Annotated in this window: 14 protein-coding genes; 7 read left to right on the top strand and 7 right to left on the bottom strand. The window is 44.2% G+C overall.

Going from position 1 to position 22,029, the window contains the following annotated elements; all coding sequences use genetic code 11:
* Positions 1-15 precede the first annotated feature (15 nt).
* From LZG72_RS03970 to LZG72_RS03950, 5 genes are all read left to right on the top strand, one after another.
* A complete protein-coding gene (locus LZG72_RS03970; protein ID WP_233867834.1) occupies positions 16-3,177 on the top strand; it encodes a PVC-type heme-binding CxxCH protein in 3,162 nt (1,053 codons plus the stop codon).
* A 30-nt stretch (positions 3,178-3,207) separates the two neighbouring features.
* Positions 3,208-4,410, top strand: coding sequence for a VCBS repeat-containing protein (locus tag LZG72_RS03965; protein WP_233867832.1), 1,203 nt, complete (start codon positions 3,208-3,210; stop codon positions 4,408-4,410).
* A 5-nt stretch (positions 4,411-4,415) separates the two neighbouring features.
* Complete coding sequence (locus tag LZG72_RS03960; RefSeq protein WP_233867829.1) at positions 4,416-5,261, top strand: sugar phosphate isomerase/epimerase; 846 nt, start codon at positions 4,416-4,418, stop codon at positions 5,259-5,261.
* Between the two features lie 101 nt (positions 5,262-5,362).
* On the top strand, positions 5,363-5,959 hold the full coding sequence (locus LZG72_RS03955) for a Uma2 family endonuclease (RefSeq protein WP_233867826.1): 597 nt from the start codon (positions 5,363-5,365) through the stop codon (positions 5,957-5,959).
* Between the two features lie 174 nt (positions 5,960-6,133).
* Positions 6,134-7,144, top strand: coding sequence for a complement C1q domain-containing protein (locus LZG72_RS03950; protein ID WP_233867823.1), 1,011 nt, complete (start codon positions 6,134-6,136; stop codon positions 7,142-7,144).
* Positions 7,145-7,277: 133 nt separating this feature from the next.
* Here the strand turns inward: LZG72_RS03950 and LZG72_RS03945 are convergent, their stop codons facing one another.
* On the bottom strand, positions 7,278-8,804 hold the full coding sequence (locus LZG72_RS03945; protein WP_233867820.1) for a malate:quinone oxidoreductase: 1,527 nt from the start codon (positions 8,802-8,804) through the stop codon (positions 7,278-7,280).
* Positions 8,805-9,046: 242 nt separating this feature from the next.
* A complete protein-coding gene (locus LZG72_RS29275; RefSeq protein WP_304488633.1) occupies positions 9,047-9,670 on the bottom strand; it encodes a hypothetical protein in 624 nt (207 codons plus the stop codon).
* A gap of 297 nt (positions 9,671-9,967) precedes the next feature.
* Between LZG72_RS29275 and LZG72_RS03935 the strand changes: the two genes are divergently transcribed.
* Positions 9,968-12,997: a C25 family cysteine peptidase gene (locus LZG72_RS03935; RefSeq protein WP_233867817.1), complete on the top strand. Its 3,030-nt coding sequence runs from the start codon at positions 9,968-9,970 to the stop codon at positions 12,995-12,997.
* A gap of 24 nt (positions 12,998-13,021) precedes the next feature.
* Positions 13,022-16,357: a C25 family cysteine peptidase gene (locus tag LZG72_RS03930; protein ID WP_233867814.1), complete on the top strand. Its 3,336-nt coding sequence runs from the start codon at positions 13,022-13,024 to the stop codon at positions 16,355-16,357.
* Positions 16,358-16,375: 18 nt separating this feature from the next.
* On the opposite strand, the gene LZG72_RS03925 is transcribed toward LZG72_RS03930, so the two are convergent.
* From LZG72_RS03925 to LZG72_RS03905, 5 genes are all read right to left on the bottom strand, one after another.
* Entirely contained in the window at positions 16,376-18,124 is a 1,749-nt protein-coding gene (locus LZG72_RS03925) for an asparagine synthase-related protein (RefSeq protein ID WP_233867811.1), read from the bottom strand.
* Positions 18,125-18,352: 228 nt separating this feature from the next.
* Complete coding sequence (locus tag LZG72_RS03920) at positions 18,353-18,502, bottom strand: lasso RiPP family leader peptide-containing protein (RefSeq protein ID WP_233867808.1); 150 nt, start codon at positions 18,500-18,502, stop codon at positions 18,353-18,355.
* 127 nt (positions 18,503-18,629) lie between these two features.
* Entirely contained in the window at positions 18,630-19,283 is a 654-nt protein-coding gene (locus LZG72_RS03915) for a hypothetical protein (RefSeq protein ID WP_233867805.1), read from the bottom strand.
* Between the two features lie 107 nt (positions 19,284-19,390).
* Complete coding sequence (locus tag LZG72_RS03910; protein WP_233867802.1) at positions 19,391-20,032, bottom strand: uridine kinase; 642 nt, start codon at positions 20,030-20,032, stop codon at positions 19,391-19,393.
* A 26-nt stretch (positions 20,033-20,058) separates the two neighbouring features.
* Positions 20,059-22,020, bottom strand: coding sequence for a hypothetical protein (locus LZG72_RS03905; protein ID WP_233867800.1), 1,962 nt, complete (start codon positions 22,018-22,020; stop codon positions 20,059-20,061).
* Positions 22,021-22,029 lie beyond the last annotated feature (9 nt).

Genomic DNA, 22,029 nt, shown 5'->3' with positions numbered 1-22,029 from the left:
AAATACATTTCCGGAATGAATGATCGATTCAAGAAATCCCGGCTGGACAGCGCTGTTTTTATGGCAGCTGTTCTTTTTTTATATGCACAAAGCTGCAGTGCCCCTAAAAATAAAGGTGGTAAAAGCGTGGCCGTCACGGCAAATGAAACCTCCAAAGACATTTACGCGGAACACATCCGCACCAGTACTTTCAAAACTCCGGAAGAAGAAAAGCAGCTTTTCGTACTTCCACCTGGATTTGAAGTAACGCTTTTTGCTTCGGAACCGGACATTACGAAACCGATCAACATGGAATTTGACGATCGCGGCAGACTTTGGGTCACGCAATCGTCCGAATATCCGGTGGCGGCTGGAAACAGTGACGGGAAAGATCGCATTACCATATTAGAAGATAAAAACGGTGACGGAAAAGCAGAAACCTTCACGCATTTCGACGATAATCTCAATATCCCGATCGGTATCATGCCGGTTTCGGATGGCGCGATTGCTTATAGTATTCCAAATCTGTATTATTTTAAAGATGACAACCAAGACGGGAAAGCCGACTCGAGGAAGATTTTAGTAGGTGGATTCGGAGCCAGGGATACGCATGGGATGGTGAATAATCTCATGCGCGGCTATGATGGCTGGCTGCATGTTTGTCATGGTTTTTCAAATACTTCCAACATCGCCGGTACCGACGGGGATTCGGTGAAAATGACTTCCGGTAATACATTTCGGATGAAACTCGATGGCAGTCACGTGGAGCAGACGACTTTCGGGCGGGTGAACCCGTTTGGTTATGCGTATGATGAGCGTGGGTATTTGTACTCGGTGGATTGTCACACGAAACCGATCACACAGCTGATCTTTGGCGGTGATTACCCGCATTTTGGTAAAAAAGCTCCTGCCGGACTCGGTTTTGCGCCTGAAATGATGAGTTATGAACTGGGTTCGACTGCATTGGCGGGACTGGTTTATTACACGGGGACACAGTTTCCTGAACAATATCGAAACAATTTTTACACCGGCGACGTGGTTACCTGCCGCATCGACCGCACAACGATTTCGTATAAAGGTTCGACGCCCGTTTCCCAAAAGCAGGAACCACTTTTGGTCAGTAAAGATCCATGGTTCAGACCGGTTGACGTGAAGCTCGGCCCGGATGGTTCTATTTACATTGCGGATTTTTATAATAAAATAATCGGGCATTACGAAGTTGCATTAAACCATCCCGGCCGCGACCGTTTGAGCGGGAGAATCTGGAAAGTCACTTACAAAGGCGACCAAAGTCGCAAGGTTATTGCTGTTACAGATTGGTCGAAAGCGACGCTGGATCAGTTAATTGCGGGATTGAGCCACCCACAGATCAATACGCGGTTAAAAGTAGCAGACCGGATTGTGGATAGCTGGAAGGAAAAAGCCATTGATCCGATAAAAACAATGTTAAATGGAACCGAAACAGCTCAAACACCTTATGTACATGCATTATGGGTGCTGCATCGGCTGAATGCATTGGATGACGCGATTTTAGACAAAGTATTAAAGGAATCAGATCCGGTTGTGCAGGTTCATGCATTGCGGGTTCTTTTGGAACGGAAATCGCTGAGTCCGGAGCATTTTCAGATTGTATCCAATGCATTAGCGAACAATGATCCGTTTGTGCGGCGTACTGCGGCGGAAGTTTTATCTCATTTTCCAAAAGCCGAAAACCTGCCGTTGCTGATTGAACTTTACGAAAAAACAGATCCTGAGGATAGTCATTTGAGATATACGGCACTTCTCGGAGTCAGGAATAACCTGCGCGACGCGAGTGTGATGTGGAAAGTGCCGGGAATGAATTGGAGCGACGGACAACTTGCATTATTGACCAAAGCCATGCTGGATGTGCAGTCACCTGCCGCGGCATCTTTTGTTCTGGATTTCACATTGACTCATGAGTTACCGTCTGCGGATCTGGTCAAAAACCTGGAGTACATCGGGAGACATGTCTCACCATACCAGCTGGATAAAGCGATTGATCTCATTCAGGTAAAGTTTGCAGAGAATCCTGAAACACAATTGTCGTTGTATAAAACGATCCGGGCGGGCGTAAAACAAAGTGGCGTGGAGCCGGGGCAAAAGCTGGTTAGCTGGGGTACCAGCTTGTCGACGACGTTTTTGTCGCGTATTTCGGAAGCTCAGCAAGTCGCACAACCAAGCAGTCCAATTACAAAACGGTTTGCCGAAAAGCCATTATCCTCGACCGATGCCGGTTTTGTGATGGCGATCGACATTGCGGGGGATTTTAAAATTAAATCACTTGAACCGAAGTTGCGGGAGATATTGAAAATGAATGGGCTTGATTATCGTGTTCGGAGTGGCGCTGCGAATGCATTGATGAGCATCGACCCGAAATCCAATGTTCAATTTCTGAGTGATGCATTTAATAATCCTGCTGAATCGCCGCAATTGCGTGAAAAGCTGGCGATGTCGATGGAGCAGGCAATTTCGCCTACGATTTTTGAGATACTCAAAAAACAACTTGCCGGAGGTGCGAGGAACCTGCAAGTTGCGATTGCGACGGTACTTGCGAATAGTCAGGAAGGTATTAGTTACCTTTTGAATGCATTTAAAGATGAGGAAGTGAATGCGGATGTTGCCAATGAGATTGCGGTGCAGGAGCGGTTTGCGCAACATGCCAATGTGGAGCAGCAAACTCAAATGGAAAAATTTCTGGCGGCAGGGTCAGATGAACGTGCGGAGAGGCAAAAGCTGATCGATTTCCGGATTGCTGCATTCAAGCCATCGGGCGGGTTGACCGATTCCGGTAAAATCGTTTTTATACAGAATTGCAGCGCTTGTCACCAGATTCAGGGATCGGGCGGGCTGGTGGGGCCGCAGCTGGACGGGATCGGGAATTGGGGCCACAAAGCGTTAACCCAAAAGATTCTTGATCCGAACAGGAATATAACCGAGGCATTCCGTACTTATAACATTACATTGAAAAATGACAGGACTTTGACCGGTCTTTATCGGAGAACGGAAGGTGAGGCAATGGTTTTTGCGGATCTTAGTGGTCAGGAGTTTTCAGTAGCAAAAAATGAAATGAAAGAGTATCGGGCATCCAAATATACCCTCATGCCCGACCAGTTTAGACATATCATTCCCGAAAAGGATTTTTATGCGTTGCTGGATTATTTATTGGGTATTAAATAAGATTAAATTGAATCCTAAATCTGTTAACAAATGCGCTTGATTGGAAAGAAAATAAAATTTGCAGGTCTCGCCTTGCTCGCAGTGCTCGCTTTTAATGCCACGAATGCACAGATGAACACGAAGGCAATTACGTTTAAAAAGCAGGAGCTTACCAAGAAATTCATTGCGGAAGGTGCTGCAATGGGGGATGTTAATAAAGATGGAAAAAAAGATGTGCTGGCGGGGGCATATTGGTTCGAGGCACCAAGCTGGAAGGCGCACGAACTGGCAAAACCGGATTCATTTATCGTGAATGGAAGTTACAGTAATTCTTTTCTGGATTTCGGGATGGATGTAAACCAGGATGGATGGATTGACCTGATCCGGATCGACTGGCCTGGAAAAGCCGCTGCATGGCATGAGAACCCGAAAGGAAAAACGGGACACTGGCCGATGCATATCATTCATTCTTCGGTTGGTAATGAGTCCCCGCAACTGGTTGATATAGACGGTGATGGCCGCCTGGACCTGCTTTGTAACGATCCAACTGCAAAAAAAGTGATCTGGCTTAAAAGTCCGTCTAAAAAAGGCGAAACTGCCTGGGAGAAATACATTATCAGCAATGATCCGAACAATTCCACCCACATGTACACGCACGGGATCGGCTACGGGGATATTAACGGAGATGGAAGAAAGGACGTTATTGTGAGGACGGGCTGGTGGGAAGGGCCGAAAGAGGGACCTGCAAAACATCCGAAAGAAGAAGACTGGAAATTTCACGCCGCGGACCTTGGCCAGGATGCTTCCCAGATGTACGTGATGGATTTGAATGGGGACGGGTTAGCGGATGTATTGAGTGCTTCTGCGCACAACTATGGGATTTGGTGGCATGAACAGATCAAGGATAAGCAGGGTAACCTTAGTTTTAAAACACATGAGATCGACAAGTCGTTTTCTCAGACGCACGGGGTTGCATTGGTGGACCTGAACAAGGATGGAAACATGGATTTCATAACGGGAAAACGGTATTTTGCGCATAATGGAAACGATCCCGGTGAATTCGAGCCGGCGCTGATTTGCTGGTTTGAATACAAGCCTGGAAAAAATCCGACTTGGATCAAACACGTGATCGATGAGGATTCGGGCGTGGGGTTGCATGTGACTGTGGAGGATATTAATAATGACGGTTTGCTGGATATCGTGACGGGTAATAAAAAAGGTGTGCGGGTTTTTACGCAGCAAAAAAGCAAATAACCAGCATGAACTTCGGGATCAATACATACCTGTTTTCTTCACCTTTCACGAACGAAAGCGTTTCCTGGTTTCCCAAATTTAAGGAATGGGGTTTCGATTTTGTGGAAATTGCTGTGGAGGAGCCAGCCAATATTGATCCCGAATTTGTGAGAAAGGCGCTCGATGAAGCCGGTTTGGAATGCAGGTCGGTGTGCGCGGCAACGGGGCCTGGCCGGGATTTGCGGGGCAACCGAAAAGAGCAGGTGACGTCGCTTGAATATGTTCATCAATTGATCGATATCGCTCCCATTTTGGGCAGTAAGCTTGTTGCAGGGCCCATTTATTCATCGGTCGGCCGGGCAAACCTTTACCCGGAAAATATCAAACGTAGACAATGGGATACGGTTGTCAGCAACCTTCGGAAGCTGACTGATTATGCGGCGGAAAAAGGTGTTAAGCTGGCGATCGAGCCTTTGAACCGCTACGAAACGGATTTTATCAATACTTGCGACCAGGCTTTGAAGTTGATCGAAGCAGTTGGGAGTGAGGTATTAATGGTGCATCTGGATTCATTTCACATGAATGTTGAGGAAAAGGATCCGGCACTGGCAATACGAAAAGCAGGTCCGAAACTTGCATTACTGCATGCCTCGGGCAGCGACCGCGGCACACCGGGCGGCGACCAGATCAACTGGGACCGCATTTTTGCTGCATTGGATCACATTCATTATCGGGGCGACATCGTCATTGAATCTTTCACCCCGGACGTAAAAGTCATCGCCAAAGCCGCGTCGATCTGGCGCCAGGTTGAACCTTCGAAAGAGAGTATAGCGGTGGAAGGCTTGAAGTTTTTGAGATCGCTGGCGTTTTGAAAAAAGTAGAGTTTGGCAGATAGAGATGACCTTGCTTTTAGCACCAGCTAATAGGGTGAGGATGGTTAAATTTTGGTATTATTGTGAAAAAGAACACTTTCATGATTATTGACACACTTGATCAACTGGACCTTAATAAACAATATACGTACGCGGATTACCTGAAATGGCAGTTTAAAGAACGGCTGGAATTAATTAGCGGATATATTTATAGGATGTCGCCCGCGCCTTCCCGCCGACATCAGGCCATTGTATGGAATTTGAATGGCTTGATCTGGAGTTATTTGAAAAATCGGCCATGCCAGGCTTACTCTGCACCATTCGACGTAAGGTTACCAATCAGAGATAAAAAGAGCAACCAAGAGATTACGACCGTTTTACAGCCGAATATCTGTATCATTTGTGATACCTCAAAACTCGACGATCAGGGATGTCTGGGTGCTCCTGATCTGGTGATAGAAGTGCTTTCTCCGGGTAATTCTTCAAAGGAGATGAAACAAAAGTATGATGTTTATGAAGAAAGCGGCGTAAAAGAATACTGGGTAGTTTATCCGGAATACGAACACGTCCTGATTTTTACATCGGATGAATCCGGCAAATTCATAGGACAGCACCCAAAAACCAGCAAGGATGTTTTGAAATCCGTTGCGATCCCGGAATTGATTGTTGATCTCTCAGAGATATTCAGAGAGAAATGAAATTTTCCATTTTTCAACTAAAAAATTTGTACAGAGCGCGATCGCTGGCGTTTTGAATTCCATTTGATTTCCCGTTGGTTAAATGCTTTTCGCCTCAGGCTAATGCATGTATAGCAGATGTTCCGGCAGGGACTAAGTTTAGACTAATCAATATTATCTAAACGGATTGCTGAAATGAAAAAGCTCATTCTACTCATTACCACACTTTTCTTCCATTATCAGAGTTTCTCACAGGGTGTCGGCATTAACACCACATCACCAGACCCGAGTGCCGCGCTGGATATTAAGAGTAATGATAAAGGTGTTTTGATTCCAAAAGTGTCCCTGACTTCATTAGTCGATAAGACAACCATATCCTCTCCGGCTAATGGTTTGTTGGTTTACAATACGAATGCAAACCTGAAATATGGTGTCGGTTTTTACTTCAATGCAAACACGCCGGCATCTCCTGACTGGAAATCAACCTCGGAATGGAATCTTCCTTATTATGGCGCAACATCTGAACCTAACTCGGCTTTTCTGATCGAAAACTACCAGGGAGGTCAGAATTCCGCAGCAATTAAAGGTTATAGCGGCGGAAGCGGGACAGGTGTACATGCCAGAAGTGATGGCGGAGTTGCATTGAAGGCAGAAGGTGGGGTGAAGATATTCGGTAACGGACAGAATCCGGGGGTTGGGAAAGTGCTGACGAGTGACGCGGAGGGGAATGCGAAGTGGGAAGGTGGGGTTGCGTTTCGGGCGGTTGGGATTGTTGGGGGTGGGAGCGAGTCATTTGCACCTGGAGTAATCTCGAAAGTCCCGTTTGCTACCGAACTTTATGATCTAGGAAATAACTATAATACGTCTGATGTTTCCCCGCACAGTGTTTTTGTCGCGCCAGTTGATGGTATTTATCATTTTGAGGCTCACATAACTTGGGACGATCAATTGTCAGAAGACTTTGGAGCAAGCATTTATCTGGTCTCTGACAGGAACGGCAACATCACCGAATTGTCACAAACTGTTGCAATTAAATTGCATGGCAATTCCTCGTTGTCTACTTTTTCCTATTGCCAGTTGAAGGTAGGCGACCAGGTAAGTACAAGAGTTCGTCATTTCGTAGCAAATAGTGGCGAGTATAGAAATCTGCTTAATACGAACAACAGATACAATCATTTCTCGGGAGTTTTAATTTCCAAACAATAAACTTTTAATCTAAGTTGGATAGTGGCACTCGAACAGAATCGAAACGCGATACATGATTTAATTATACACTAAAACCCCGCCCCGTTCTGATTTATCAAAAATGAGGCGGGGTTTTAGTGTAATGCGCTTTAAATTACGCCGTCAATTCTTCCTCCAAATGCGAAGCATTCAACTGCAAAACTTCCGTAGTCCAGGCACGTGTTTTGGCCGCCAGATCTTCATTTGTTGCCAGGGATTGACCATATGATGGAATCATTTTCTTGAACTCCTTCTGCCACTCAGCCGTTTTTGCTTCTTTGAAACACTTGTGGATCAGTTCGATCATAATGGAGACAGCCGTGGATGCCCCCGGAGAAGCGCCTAGTAAAGCTGCCAGAGATCCATCGGCGGCAGTGACCATTTCGGTTCCAAATTCCAGTACACCACCTTCTTTTTCATCTTTTTTAATCACCTGCACACGCTGTCCGGCTTTTTCAAGATCCCAGTCTTCCAAACGTGCTTCGGGCAAATAATCCTTCAAGGCTTCGAGGCGATCTTCCGGAGATTGACGTACCTGATCGATCAGATATTTTGTCAAGGGAATATTATGTATTCCCGCAGCAAGCATCGGCTTGATATTGTTCAGCTTAATGGATGACGGAAGGTCGAGATAAGATCCGTTCTTCAAAAATTTCGTAGAAAAACCAGCATATGGACCAAAAAGCAATGCTCTTTTTCCGTCGATCATCCGGGTGTCGAGGTGAGGGACAGACATTGGTGGAGACCCTACGGAAGCTTTTCCATATACTTTTGCCTGGTGCTGCTCGATGATTTCGGGTTTATTGCAAACCAGCCATTGTCCGCTGACGGGAAAACCGCCAAAACCTTTTCCTTCCGGGATTCTGGATTTTTCCAGCAGTAACAACGAGCCGCCGCCTGCACCTATGAAAACAAACTTCGTCTGAACTTTCTCTGATTTACCTGTTCCCCGATTTTTTACCTCGATTTTCCAGGAATTGTCGTTGTTTCGATCAATGTCGGAAACCTCGTGGTTCAGGTACATATTCACGCCATCTTGTTTTTCAAGATATTCAAACATGGATTTGGTTAATGTACCAAAGTCGACGTCCGTACCGAGGTTCATTCGGGTAGCAGCTACCTTATCATCCGGATTTCTTCCTGTCATTACAAGAGGGATCCAGTTGGCGATTTCTTTTTTATCTTCTGTGTACTCCATTCCACGAAAAAGATGGTGACTTGTGAGCGCTTCGAAACGCTTGTGCAAATAATCAACATTTTCATCACCCCATACGAAACTCATGTGGGGAATATTGTGGATAAAAGTATCAGGTGAGTCGATGATCCCATTCTCGATGAGATATGCCCAAAACTCTTTCGATACCTCAAAAGACTCGGCAATTTTGATTGCCTTTTTTGTTTCGATTGATCCGTCGGGCAGCTGGGGAGTGTAATTCAGTTCGCAAAATGCCGAGTGCCCGGTTCCTGCATTGTTCCAGGGATCCGAACTCTCAGCGGTGACGCGGTCGAGGCGTTCGAAGATGGAGATTGTTACTTTGGGATTTAACTTTTTTAAAAGAAGTCCGAGTGTTGCACTCATAATTCCTGCCCCGATCAGAACCACGTCCGGAGTACTCGTTTTTGAAGACTTGTTGGTAATCATAACGAAATATAGATATGTTAGTTGGGTTGTCAAACCCGGAATAGTACAAGGTATGTATGCATAACAACGTATACAATACAATTTGTTTCGAAAATAGTATAATTTGAAAAAATAAAATTGCGAGGAGTTTCAACTTCTTGATTGGGGGCAATTAAAACTTGAATTGATTTAATTATTGGGTTTTCGGGCATAAAAAAAGGCTGCCAGCTGGCAACCTTTTTTTATATAATTTTTGGCAGTTATCAGTCAGCCTGAATAACGTCTGCCTCGGTAAGACCATATGCTTTCATAGCCTCATCATAGTTAGAATAATCTACATTGGCGTTTGACCTGGCATTATAATTTTCCGCCGGAATGATCAGCGCACGAACATTCTGAAAATCTCGCTCGGGAGCTGTGGGTAATTGTTCAGACCATCGTTCTGCGACAAGTGCAATATACAACCTGGTGTTCAAATAGCGGCTGTAATTACTGAATTCAGTGAACGTCGAAAGTCCATCCCAATATGCTTTTCCAGGCATTGCCCAAGTACGACCACCCGCATTGGTAACATAGACCTGAATGACGCAACGCGCTAAAAACGCTGAATCAGCAGTAGTGAGCCCGGACTTTCCAAAAATGAAGTTACCATCGGTAGTTTTAACATTCCCTGTTTGTATCACGAGTGCACCGATGCCGTTGTCGCCTTTAATACCGGTATCACCCTTAGGGCCTTGCGGGCCAACTCCTCCAACGGAACCCGCTGGACCTGCCGGTCCTGCTGGCCCTGTTGCACCTGCCGGTCCAACATCGCCTTGATCTCCTTTACAACCTGCAACAAAAACCGCAAGAGCAAAAAATGCTACGATAATTAAATTCTTCAACATAGTTTCAATGAGTTTGGTTAGTCAATAAACGTATATAGGCAAATTAAGTACAAAAAATTTCAAATACCTATGAAAAGGGCAAAGTGAGATTTTGATGGTGTGTTTTAGACCCTAAATCAGCCTAATCCTATTTAAAAATTTACACTGAAAAAATTGTACCAGTGCGCTGGATGGGCTGTTTTTCTTTTTGTCCTCAAATTGGTTCTACTTGGTTTTGTAGAATTTTGCCAACAATATTAATAATGTCGTAAACCGTTGTTATTTTTAATGAAATTTTGCACTATAATTTAAACAGGTATGAGCAAACGCATTTTTACAAAATTCTTCGTTACCACTTTTCTTTTATGCACACTAATCACAGGTAGCCTTTTGGCACAGGTAGCTTGGAAGGGTTCGTTCGGTAATGAATGGTTGCAGGGTAAGTATAGCCAGAAATGGCTCAAAATCAGGGTTTCGGCAAAGGGTATTTTCCGGGTAGCACTTCCGGACGGATTCATGAACGGGGCTGCGGCGAACACACTTCATCTTTATCACCGTGGTGTTGAGGTTGCGCTGATCAGTGCAACTACAACGCAAATTGAATTTTATGGCGTGCCGAATGACGGCAGCAGCGATGCATTACTTTACAGGCCGGAAACGGATAGGATTAATCCATATTATAGTCACTACTCGGACGAAAGTTCTTACTTTTTGACGATTGGATCGCCAGACGGAAAGAGAGCGGTAGTTGAAAATATCAGCGACGATAGCGGCAGCAATGTACTAGGCTTTCATAATCAAACCACACGTACGTTATTTCAAGACGACTACAGTTATGCTAGTCAGACATCAATCCGTCCGGCAAACCTGAACAGTTTCATGGAGGATGGTCAAACAAAGGTCAGTTTCAGATATATCGATGCAGCAGGACATCCGATCCATGTGGGCGAAACCTATGAACCAGGCGCTCCACCTGTACTTTTGAGATCGGAGGATTTTCCAAAGATTGAGGTTGTAAATCGGTTTGGTGTTGAGAATGCTACGGTTAAGGCGCTTGTTTATGGTCGCTCGGCTTATGCTCCATCAGGCGTGAACACAAGAAATATACATTTCTTTATGGGGAAAACGAAGGCAAGTCTGTTCGATGTCGGACAAGTATCGATCGCTGGCTTCAACCCTGGTATTATTAATGTCACCGTTAATCCTGACCATTTTCAGGATGGAAAGTCAGCGGTAGGTTTCAATGTGGATTCTCCAAAGACTGAGACTTATTATGATCGTTACGCCATTGCTTACTATGAGGTTAATTATAAACAGTTGATCGATATGCAAGGTTTAAGTTCATATACATTCAATTTCCCTGCTGCGAATGCAAATTCGAAAAGTAAGATTGTAGTTACGAGCCCTCCTGTGTCGGGTACAGTTAAATTTTACGACGTTTCAGACCCTAAAAACCCAAGAATATTGACAGGAACTCCAGGCAGCTTAATTTTCTCGAGACCGAATAATCAGCCCATGACATTGTTGGCAACGACTTTGACAACAGACGTGGATGCTGGAAAGATCGGTTCAGTTTCGTTTACTGCATATAACAAATCGGACTATGATTATTTGATCGTTACCAATACTATTCTTAGCAATGCCGCGGAGGAATTTGCCAGCTACAGAAAAACTTCAAGCCCCGGCAGAAAATATAAAACAGGTATTTTTCAAATCGCTGACTTATATAATCAGTTTAATTACGGTGAGCCTAGTCCGCTGGCGATTCGCAGGTTCGTCGATTTCATTGTATCCGATGGAAATAAGGATAGATATCTGTTGCTGTTGGGTAAGTCGGTGTCGGTTAATTTCAGAATAACCAAAGAGCTGCCTGAGGAGGTGCCAACCTGGGGATTTCCAGGGTCAGATGTCTTGTTGGTGGAAGGTTTGCAGGGATCGCCAACAGATATTCCGGTGATTCCGGTAGGTCGTATTCCTACTGAGGTGAATGCCCAGGCCATTGCCTATCTCAATAAAGTAAAAAGCTATGAAGCTGCGACCAGTGGATTGAGCTGGAGAAGAAATGTTGCTCATATAAGTGGTGGTAAAACTCCGTCCGAAGTTGGCGACCACGCAGCATATTTGAATACTGCCGCATCGAAGGTAAAGGCAGCAACTTTTAAAGGAAAAGTATATGCAGCGGTGAAGTCCGATGCCCGAGATGTGATTGAACAAAATGACACGCTCTTTTATCATTTGAATTCAGTACCTCCGGTCCAGAAGCCAACCGGTGCAGGCGGCTTGGGTTTGATTACTTATTTTGGACATAGCGCTCCGTGGCGTACCGATTATAATTTCGGGTATGTCTCAGATCCGGATAAAAAATTCAATAATCCCGGGAAATATCCTATTATGTTTTATAATGGGTGCGATGTAATGGATGTATTCCAAAACAAGTTTGCAACCACTATAAACAACACGGACGCGAGACCACAGTCTTTGGATTGGCTTCTTTCTGATGGAAAAGGTGCCGTTGCCGTTTTTGGAAATTCCTGGGCAGGATATGCATCAAGCTGCAACACTTATATGCAGTACGTTTACGAAGGAATGTTTGGCAAGAACGATCAGGAGCGTCAGACACTCGGTAAAATTTTACAGCTGGCGGCTGAGAAAACAAAGCAGTTCGCAGGGTTTCGTATCGGAGTAGAAAACGCAAGAGTAGCCCAGGATTATTTGGATGATCAGGCACAGGTTCACCAAACGGTGTTACTAGGTGACCCGGCGCTGAAAATATTGCTCACGACGGAAGGCGGACTTCCGGTAGAACTGGTCTCTTTTGATGCGACCGCGCTTGGTGCAGACAAAGTTCAGGTTGCATGGAAAACCAGTTCGGAAATGAGCAATAACCACTTCATTGTGGAAAGAAGCTACAATGCAAAGAATTTTGAAGAAATAGGCAGGTTAGAAGGTAAAGGAACCACGAACACAGAAAGTCTATACACGTTTATTGATTCCAAGCCACTATCAGGAACCAGCTATTATCGTCTGAAACAAGTGGACGAATCTTTCAAGAATGCAGATGGAGTTTTGGTTGATGGTAAGTCTACCTTGTCGAGGATGGTGTCCGTACTGAGGGAAGGAACCAGTCTGGTCAACATTTATCCGAACCCAACATCGGATTACGTTGAAATTAGCCTTGATGCGCCGGTGAAAGTAAAATCATGGACAATTCTTGATGTAAATGGCGTAACGAGAAGAACTGGAAAAGGTCTGAAAGCAGAACTATCAAACTTGGCCACCGGTAGTTATATTTTGAAAGTCACGACAGAAAATAACGATGTTTATTATCAAAAAGTGGCGAAGAAATAGAACGTTGCCTTTAATAACACACTAATGTATCTCAAAAACAAGCACATTCTTTTTATGGCATATTTCCTGTTCGCCCTGACGGGTGGACAGGAAATCCGTGCCCAGTTTTCAGCACCCTATACAGATAGCTGGATAACTTACGACAAAGCCTACGTCAAAATCGGCATTAATAAAAAAGGTCTTCACAGAATCCCGTTTTCGTCCCTGCCAAAATCATTAGTAACTACTTCTCCGGAAAAACTACAGCTTTGGAGACGTGGAAAGCAGGTTTCTATCATCAGTACTGCTAATAACGAGATTGTGTTCTATGCAGTAACAAATGACGGTGCTCCCGATTCACTTCTTTACAGGCCAATGAGCTCACGTCTGAATCCGTATTTCAGTATGTATTCGGACGAAGGATCCTATTTTCTGACCAATGGTGAAACAGCTGGCGCGCGGGCGAAAGTGGTTAACCAGGCAGTGGATGCGAAGCTGCAGCCGATGGTATCTCATGATGAACTTGCGACAACCATTTTCAACCAGGAATACTCGCTGAGCGCTTCGACGTCGATAAGTAAGGACCATAAGAATAGTTATTTCGAACTTGGCGCCAGCAGGACCGGTGTTACTACCAAAATAGGAACCACGTTAAGGCATAACATTTCACTGATAAATGTTGCTGACAAACTTTCGAAAGCCAGTATTAAACTCTTTGTGCATGGCCGTAGCAACAACGAGCATAGAATTGAGGTGTATATCGGCAAAGACACAACGGCAATGCGATTGGTAAATACCATAAAAAATAATGGTTTTGAAGGTACCGAATATACATTTGAATTAAAACCCGGCGATGTAGATGCTTCCTACAAGGGTATCCTCGCGCTGAAAGTGGCTGGCTCCGAAAGATTGGACAGGTTTTCTCTGGCCTATTACTCCATCGGATATTCGCAAAGCGTAGATATGGCAGGTTTATCTTCCAAGGAATTCAGATTGTCATCTGGAACCGTACCTTGGAATAGATTGCAGATCAGTGGGGTACCCATTAACTCAGCTGCCTTAGATATAACCAACGCCGATGACCCGATCCTGATTCAGGGCGCATTTGATAATCTGATGGTTCCACGGGTATCAGGCAAAACCCTTACCCTTCTGGCTACGAAAGAGGTTATAACGGTTCCCGCCGAGAAGTTGAAAGAAGTGACCTTCAAAACAATCGATGTTAAAAACCCGAATTACATTATTGTAACAACTGATAACCTTCTCACCGGAGCAACTCAGTATGCGACTTACCGTGCATCACAGGAAGGGGGAAGTTTCAAGCCGCTCGTGGTCAACATAAAGGACATTTATGACCAATTCAATTATGGAGAACCAAGTCCGCTCGGAATTAAGCGATTTATGGCCTACGTTTTAGGGCAGGGCGGGAAGGATAAATATCTTTTTCTGATTGGGAAATCAATTACATACGCCGAAAGAATGGTGCGCGAACTTCCCGACGAGGTTCCGTCACTCGGTTATCCTGCCTCGGATATTCTACTTGTCAGTGGCCTCAACGGCGGGGACCAAGATATTCCTGCTATTCCCGTGGGTAGGTTGTCTGCGATATCTAATCAAAACATCCTGGACTATCTCCAAAAAATTAAGGAATACGAGCAAAATACAACCGGTGATTATGGCTGGAGGAAGAACTTTCTTCATTTAAATGGTGGTAAAAATGTTGGTGAAATTACGCAGCTCAGGGACTTGCTGGGAGGTTTGGTGCCAACCGTGGAGGATGGAGTTGCGGGTGGTAAGGTCACTCCATATGTTAAACAGCAGGCTATGGCCGAAACGGAATCAGTCAATATTACTCCCGACGTCAATAACGGAGTAGGTTTGATCACCTATTTCGGGCATGGGGCAGTTACAATAACAGACTTGGATATGGGCTATATCACAGATGTATCTCGTGGCTATAGTAATCCTGGAAAATACCCAATGATGTATTTCAATGGCTGTGGGGTAGGTAATGTTTTCCAAAATCGTTTTAATGCTAACCCGAATGCCGGCGATCGACTACCACTTTCCTTAGATTGGCTGATGGCGCCTAAAAGAGGGGCAATTGCTGTTATAGCAAATTCTTTTGAAAGCTTTGTAAGCCCGTCTGCACGATATCTTGAGCAGCTCTACGCCAACATGTTTGTTGAGCCTGCAACGGTTAACCTGTCTATCGGCAAGATCCAGGTTGCAGTAGCTAATGCGTTGATTTCAAAAACCAGAGACGAATACACTGTTTCGAATGCGCACCAATCGCTACTACAAGGCGACCCTGCTCTCAAAGTGGTCACTGTTGACAAGCCGGATTATTCATTGAACCCTCAGGAAAGCATTACGCTGTACTCAAAATCTGGCGCCTTAAACTTCGAAAAATCGGATTCCATCCGTGTAGGAGTTTATCTCTCAAATGAGGGCCGTTTCGTCAAAGGACAGTCGGTACCGGTAAAAATTACTTACTTTGGAACAAAAGGGGATAAATTATGGAGTAACACACTTCCTTCTTTCCCATACAAGGACACTTTGATGGTTTCCTTTTTGAATTCAAAGGATATTAAAAAAATTGAGGTGACGATTGATCCGAATCGTACTATCAGTGAGCTAAACATCCGGAATAATACATCTGAACTAGAGATTGACTGGGATTTCATTGCTGACAAGTTTATTTTCTCGTCCGCCAATAATAAGGATGTCATTGCCCCACTGCTAAGTGTGCAGTTCAATGGCAGACAAGTAACGGATAAGCAAAAGGTTGCTAACAACCCTGTCATAACTTTCACTGTCGCGGATGACAGACAAATTTTTGCGGATACTGCATTGGTCGACATTTTTATTAAACGTTGCGGCGATAGCTCTTGTGAATTTAAGAAAGTACTTTATTCCAAGATCGACATGACGATTGATCCGGTTAGCGATCACTCATTTCAGATCAACTACCTCACCAAGGATTTTTCCGAGGGAGATTACGAATTGCTCGTTAGCGCAAAAGACCATGCCGGAAACACCAGTGTTCAGCCTTACCGAATTGGTTTCCGCATTACAGAAGATTTGACTGATGTCCCGGAGATTGTCGTTAGTCCCAATCCGGCATCCACTTACGTGAAATTCAATGTAAAAGCAGGCAACGAGATAAGTTATAAAAGCGCTAAACTTCTTATCTACAATCAATCCGGGAAGCTTGTTGACGAGAAGTTGATTTCTCTTCCTGCAAACGCAATAACTACAGAATGGTATTGGCTGCCATCTTCCGTTTCTTCTGGTCTGTACGCATATAAGGTTGTCTTGATGGATCATACTGAGCAATCGGTCAGAACACTTCGGGGGAAGATTGTGCTTGTAAAATAGCGGTATTAAATTGGCTGTCTAGCGGTTTTTATACCATTCCAGCCAGGTTACGAGTGAGATCGTTCGGCAAACAAGGAAAACGCTGACATTCTTTTGTTCATACGGAATTCTGTCATTCTGTAAAATGGCAAGTTGTTCCGCAAACTTTCCCTTGTCTACATAATTCCAGATTTCAGATGAGTCCATTATTAGAGATTTTGCCTGCGAGTACATTCGCAAAGCAATTAATGGACCCATGGATCTTACGGGGGTCTTTGTACTACGCCGGCGGACGGATTCAGGCAGCAGACCAGTCATCGCCTCTCGGAAGTGCGCCCGACCAATACCGTCGCCATATTTAAGCAGATCCGGTGCGGCAAGGCAAAGTTCAAATAGCTCTTTATTGTAAAATGGAGAGCTATTTGTCATGTTATAGTACTTGCTGATCGAAAAAGTCTGCTCGTTGGAAAGAATCGTTTGTGTGTTGAAAATGTCATCCATCGACTGCTGCTGTTCTGCCCCTGAATTCGACTCCAGCAGTCCATATACATTAAGCTCGTTATAGTTAGGAAAGGATCGCAACAAATCGCTTCGCAGAATTGAAGCTGTTGGAATGATATTCCCCTTTCTCGCTTTGGAAATCAAGCTTTTTCCAACCTTATCTATAAGATAGGAATACGAAACTTTAAAATTCGCAGAGAATCTGGCGATAAGGCCAAAAGCATCTTTTACTTTCCCCTGAACTGCCAGGGTTGCAAGTCTGTGAAACAGCAGATTGTGAAGGATAATGCTGTACTTTCTTTGGGCTGTGTACTTATCCCAATTGGCATATTTATATGATTTAGCATAAAAAGAGACCCTTTTCCTGACCAAGCTCTCAACCAACTCCCATTGGCCGTTATCAAAGGCTTTGACCATCATTTCCAATCCGCTGCCCACGATCGAATCACCACCGGAACCATTAAAGATTTTAGTACAGCCAAGGTCTTTTGCGAAATGCATCAGACTGGCAGCACCGGAAGGTGAGACCAGCGTTGCCAAAGGCTGACCTGCAATACCAATAAATGATGAGAGTAATCCAAAATCATCCTCCGACTGGAGAATCTCATGATGATAAGAGCCAATTTTCTCGGCGACGCTGATGGCATATAAGTTTTCATCGGTATCAAGCGTGTTGGAGATATTATATAGCGTTTGCAGAGGCTTATCCGGGCGCAAAAACCTTATGGCGGCACTCACGGACGAAGAATCCATCCCACCACTTAAATGGGAAGCAAGAATCTGCGAATCATCGTTTAAATGTCCATTGACAGAGTTGAGGAATAGTTTCCGAAATTCTTCACCAAACTCCTCAACATTTGTCAGGTGTGACCATTTTGAAGGACGGAAAACCGAATATGGAGCCGTAGTAACACCTTCAAAGCTCAGTGTAACAATATGCCCCGGAGAAACGGATTGGATTCCTTTATAAAAAGTATCGCAGATATAGGGAGTGCTTGGTTCTTTAAGCCACGATCCGTATGCCGCAATTCTCTCCTCGTTGATACCAACGTGATCACGTAATTGTGGATTTCGAATTAATGAGACCAGATCTGTCGAAAAAGCGATGATCTCATCCGATAAGCGAAAGTAGTGTAGAGGGATGAGTCCGAAAACGTCCCGCGAGATGGACAATGTTTGCGTATCCAGATCGTACCAGGCGCAAATGCCCAGTTTTCCAACCGAATTTTTAGAAAAAAAGTCGGTTAACGAAAAAGAGGTAAAATTTTGAGTGTTTGAATCGCTCAAATATTTTACCTCTTGATTTTGAGAACTACAAATAGCTCCCAAATAATTACTCTCGAAAATTCTAACGTTTTTCGTTGCCTTTATTCCTATGTAGCCGTTTTCAGTTAATACAAAATCGTCGTATTTTTTTTTAAGCCTTAATTCTTCGAAAGTTTGTTTTCGTTTATATAAAAAACCTTCAAAAAGCATAAAAAACGATTAAGTCCTAAAAACAAACAAGAAGAAAAATCAGGGATTGAAGTTAGGCTCCTCAGTTAATTCATCAAAACTTCCGCCTAATTTCCCTTTGGTCAATTTGGCTACGTTTCCAAGCTTGTTCAGCGTTGGTTTGCGATAAGACTTTTTCGTCTGTGTAGAGTGCGATGTCACTGTTCTCATTTGATTTTGATTAGATGATTATTACCAGTATGCGGTGTAAATTTAGACAGATAAATTTAATTTCCAAACTTTATGGGCATTGAATGTAAAAAAAATCAACGATTCTTAACCTCGTTAATTTTGAAGATTAGTTATCTCCATGTTCGATAATTTGCCTCGTTTTTCGGGTGCCAGATTCGATCTTACCCGAACCAATGCACTCCTCACTCTGGCAGAATTCGTAGTTGATCTGGTCGTCTGAAATCAGGCCGATACCCAATCCGTACTGTTTTATCCCCACATATTTGTTGATTATTGAAGTATCCTTCCTTTCAACGACCGTTAAAACTTTATCAAAATTCTGTGCCCCGATCGTTCCCGAAGCGTTTATATTTTCATAGTGATATTCTCTGGGTTCGAGGTTGTTATAAGTATTCCCATTCCATGTAATGTTTTCATCGACAGGGAATACTAGCGAGAAGAAAGTTTGATTGTCAATGCTGGTCAGAATTTTGTCCGGAAATTTTTGAACGGTAAACTCTTTTACCTTTTGCCAGTAATCGCTGGAACTGTTCCTGGTTGAGCGTGACAACGTATAGGTCGCGATTCCATCTGCATTGGTACTAACCTCCTCAATTTCATCTTTTTCCTGACTTGTTTTGATGACAGGATTGGCCTGACCGGAGGAATAAATCTCTTCCCTGACATTGTAGATCACATATCTTCCGACTTCCAACGGGAAGTATGCGTATGCATCTACCGGCTCAGTGGAACTTGTGTCGCAGGATAGGATTGCGGCCATGCCGAATAATATACATGACAGTGCGGATAATTTAATGTGTGTAAAGGTCTTCATAGTCAGATTTTAGTTAAAAACAGCAATCAAGAATTCAAAATTAACCAATCGTCTCAGCTTTTTCTCTCTTCCAGCTTACCTTTTAAAAAGCCGATTAATACTTGCAGGCCGGTATCAAACCGCGTGTTATTGTTGATAACCATATCTGATTCCGAGCGTAGCGGAGCAATAAACTTATCATAAGTAGGTGCTACATGGTGCTCCCAGCGATAAAGTACGTCATCCAGATCATATCCGCGTTCGTTATTATCACGGATAATCCTCCGTTTTATTTTTACATGTTCCTTTGCGTCCACGAAAATTTTCAGGTCGATTAGTCTGGCAATTTCAGGGAAGTAGAAGACAAAGATCCCCTCGACAATGATAATGGGCCTGGGCTCGAAGATCAGGATCTCTGGCGTGATCAATGGGTTATTGAATGTGTATTCTTTCTGATGAACTTCCCTTCCAGCCCGGAGTACCGCAATGTGTTCTGCAAATAAGTGATGATCAATGGTCTCAGGCAAGTCGAAGTTTTCAACTCCATTTTCATCTCTCGGTATCTCATGAATGGGCCGGTAATAGTTATCCTGAGAAATACGTGTCACATCTTCTTTGTCAAAAGCATCAATCAGACTTTTCATAAAAAAAGTCTTCCCCGATGCGCTTCCACCGGTTATGCCTACAATATATGGTGCTTTATCCGTGTCAGTCATTTTAAATAGCTTGGTTAGGATGACAGTTATTCAACCGTCACGACTGCGGATCCTTTTCCGGTACCCGTTCCACACCCACTTTTTAAGGAGCTGATGGTGTATTCAGTGGTCGTTGCCGGAGACACGGAGATTAAATACGGATTCAAAAACGTGCCATTGATTGCGGTTCCGTCTGAAAGCGTAAATGACCACGGGGGAAGTCCATTTTTGAATTTAAGTTGAATTCTGGTAGATCTCCCCGCAGTAACATTTCCTCGTCCTGAAACCTCACCAATTGCCTTGTTGGGCGCGATGACATCAATTTCCTCGATGGCGCTTGAGACGGCGGGAGAAGAGGAAATGATTCGGATTTTTTGTGTGCGGATTGTATCGGACACCGTACCAGGATTGATTTTCACCTGCATGGTAGTTGGTGTCACCGTGGTTGGCAAACTCACAAAACGACCGGATTTATCGGTTATCTGTACTACAAACTTATTGCCCGGGTTATATCGGCCTTCAATTTTATAAGGAATATCAAATGTGGATCCTGCGCAAACCAGGTTTTGAGGAAGTTTTTCAAGGGTAATGCTAGCCGGTGCGCTTTTCACAGAAACCTTTGCAGTACCCGAGAACTTTCCAACTCCGCATAATCCCCCAGCCGAGGTAATCTGATATTGCGTATCATATTGAGGCTTAACCTTCATTTTATAAGGTGATTCCTGAATGTTGTTTTCGTAAGTACCATCGGAAAGCAGCACGAACCAGGGACCACCGCCTGTAAATTTCAAGGTAAGTTCCCCGGATTCATTCTCTCCAAGACGCAGCGAATCTCTTTGCAGTACCGCTACAGTTGAAGAAACAATGGAAATGTTTGCAGTCTGGCTTACGAGGTATGGGGCAGTTGATGTTACCCTTAATTTGTATTCTCCTGGTTTATAGCTGGATGGAATTTCTGTTGTGATGTAGCCGCTGGTATCCGGGGTGGATATGGTTTTAAAAGCACCGGTTCTTTCGGCGATCTGAACCACAAACTTGTTCCCTTCTTTAAATTTACCTGTGGCATTAAACGGAACCTGAAAAGGTATTCCGCTGCATAACTTCGCTATTTTTTCAACCTCTTTCAATTCAAGCTTGGGCTCAGGATTGTTGTTCACATTTACGATTGCCTCACCAGTAGTTGTCCCGCTTCCGCATGCGTTGGAAACACCGGTAATTTTGTACGCTTTCACGTCTTTCGGCTTCACCGTAATGAAATGGGGATTGGATAATGTTTGATTTACTACGGTGCTGTCCGACAAAAGAAACGACCACGGCGCCGCGCCCGTAAAATGGACACGGAGATTGGCTTCTTGTCCGGGCATGATCCTTACCGACTGGGTACCATCCAGAAAATCGATTCGTGCAGTAGGTGCCTGCAAAAGCCGCAAAGAAACTTCCTGGCTTTTTACAACCGGAATCGTGCTGATAATCTGGATCCTGTAAACCTCACCACCTAATTTATAAGAAGGTATCACAGCCTTTACCGGGCTTTTTTTGACGGGTAGTGAGATGGGAACCGCCTTTCCGGTCGCATCTATCATTTGGGCGACAAATGTGTTGTCTTCGTCAAACGGACCGTCTATTTTGAATGGGATCGTTATGGTAGTTCCGGGGCATACCGACAGGTAGGAAATATCGTCAACCGTTATTTTATACGAGTGAATGCTGTCAGCGGCCGTTTTTGGTGCTTTTTCCAATAATTCTTCGGCGGCTTTCTCTGTCAAAGTATCTGCCGACGTAGTGTCTGTTTCGATGATCTGTGTTGAATCCGGATCAGAAACCGTCGCCTTCGGTTGTGCAGAAATTGACGTTTCCGGTGCAATAGGTACAGATTGCTTTTCCGGGACCGGCGCCTTTTTTTTCGGAGCTAAAATCTGTCGTCTCGGGGACGCTGATTTTCTCTGCGCTTCCGCATGATTTGTGCAGAGTATTAACCCGCAAAAGAAGATAAAGACGAATCGAAACATGTGTGAAGG

The sequence above is a fragment of the Dyadobacter sp. CY323 genome, assembly GCF_021390245.1.
Classification (GTDB): Bacteria; Bacteroidota; Bacteroidia; order Cytophagales; family Spirosomataceae; genus Dyadobacter.
The sequence above is the reverse complement of the archived record's forward strand: the minus strand, read 5'-3'. Positions and strand labels throughout refer to the sequence as shown.

What these genes read in the sequence shown, in the direction of transcription:
- LZG72_RS03950 (WP_233867823.1), top strand. Translation starts at nt 6,134, where the DNA reads ATGAAAAAGCTCATTCTACTCATTACCACACTTTTCTTCCATTATCAG.
- LZG72_RS03945 (WP_233867820.1), bottom strand. Translation starts at nt 8,804, where the DNA reads ATGATTACCAACAAGTCTTCAAAAACGAGTACTCCGGACGTGGTTCTG.
- LZG72_RS03970 (WP_233867834.1), top strand. Translation starts at nt 16, where the DNA reads ATGAATGATCGATTCAAGAAATCCCGGCTGGACAGCGCTGTTTTTATG.
- LZG72_RS03965 (WP_233867832.1), top strand. Translation starts at nt 3,208, where the DNA reads ATGCGCTTGATTGGAAAGAAAATAAAATTTGCAGGTCTCGCCTTGCTC.
- LZG72_RS03905 (WP_233867800.1), bottom strand. Translation starts at nt 22,020, where the DNA reads ATGTTTCGATTCGTCTTTATCTTCTTTTGCGGGTTAATACTCTGCACA.
- LZG72_RS03960 (WP_233867829.1), top strand. Translation starts at nt 4,416, where the DNA reads ATGAACTTCGGGATCAATACATACCTGTTTTCTTCACCTTTCACGAAC.
- LZG72_RS03930 (WP_233867814.1), top strand. Translation starts at nt 13,022, where the DNA reads ATGTATCTCAAAAACAAGCACATTCTTTTTATGGCATATTTCCTGTTC.
- LZG72_RS03920 (WP_233867808.1), bottom strand. Translation starts at nt 18,502, where the DNA reads ATGAGAACAGTGACATCGCACTCTACACAGACGAAAAAGTCTTATCGC.
- LZG72_RS03935 (WP_233867817.1), top strand. Translation starts at nt 9,968, where the DNA reads ATGAGCAAACGCATTTTTACAAAATTCTTCGTTACCACTTTTCTTTTA.
- LZG72_RS03915 (WP_233867805.1), bottom strand. Translation starts at nt 19,283, where the DNA reads ATGGCCGCAATCCTATCCTGCGACACAAGTTCCACTGAGCCGGTAGAT.
- LZG72_RS03910 (WP_233867802.1), bottom strand. Translation starts at nt 20,032, where the DNA reads ATGACTGACACGGATAAAGCACCATATATTGTAGGCATAACCGGTGGA.
- LZG72_RS03955 (WP_233867826.1), top strand. Translation starts at nt 5,363, where the DNA reads ATGATTATTGACACACTTGATCAACTGGACCTTAATAAACAATATACG.
- LZG72_RS29275 (WP_304488633.1), bottom strand. Translation starts at nt 9,670, where the DNA reads ATGTTGAAGAATTTAATTATCGTAGCATTTTTTGCTCTTGCGGTTTTT.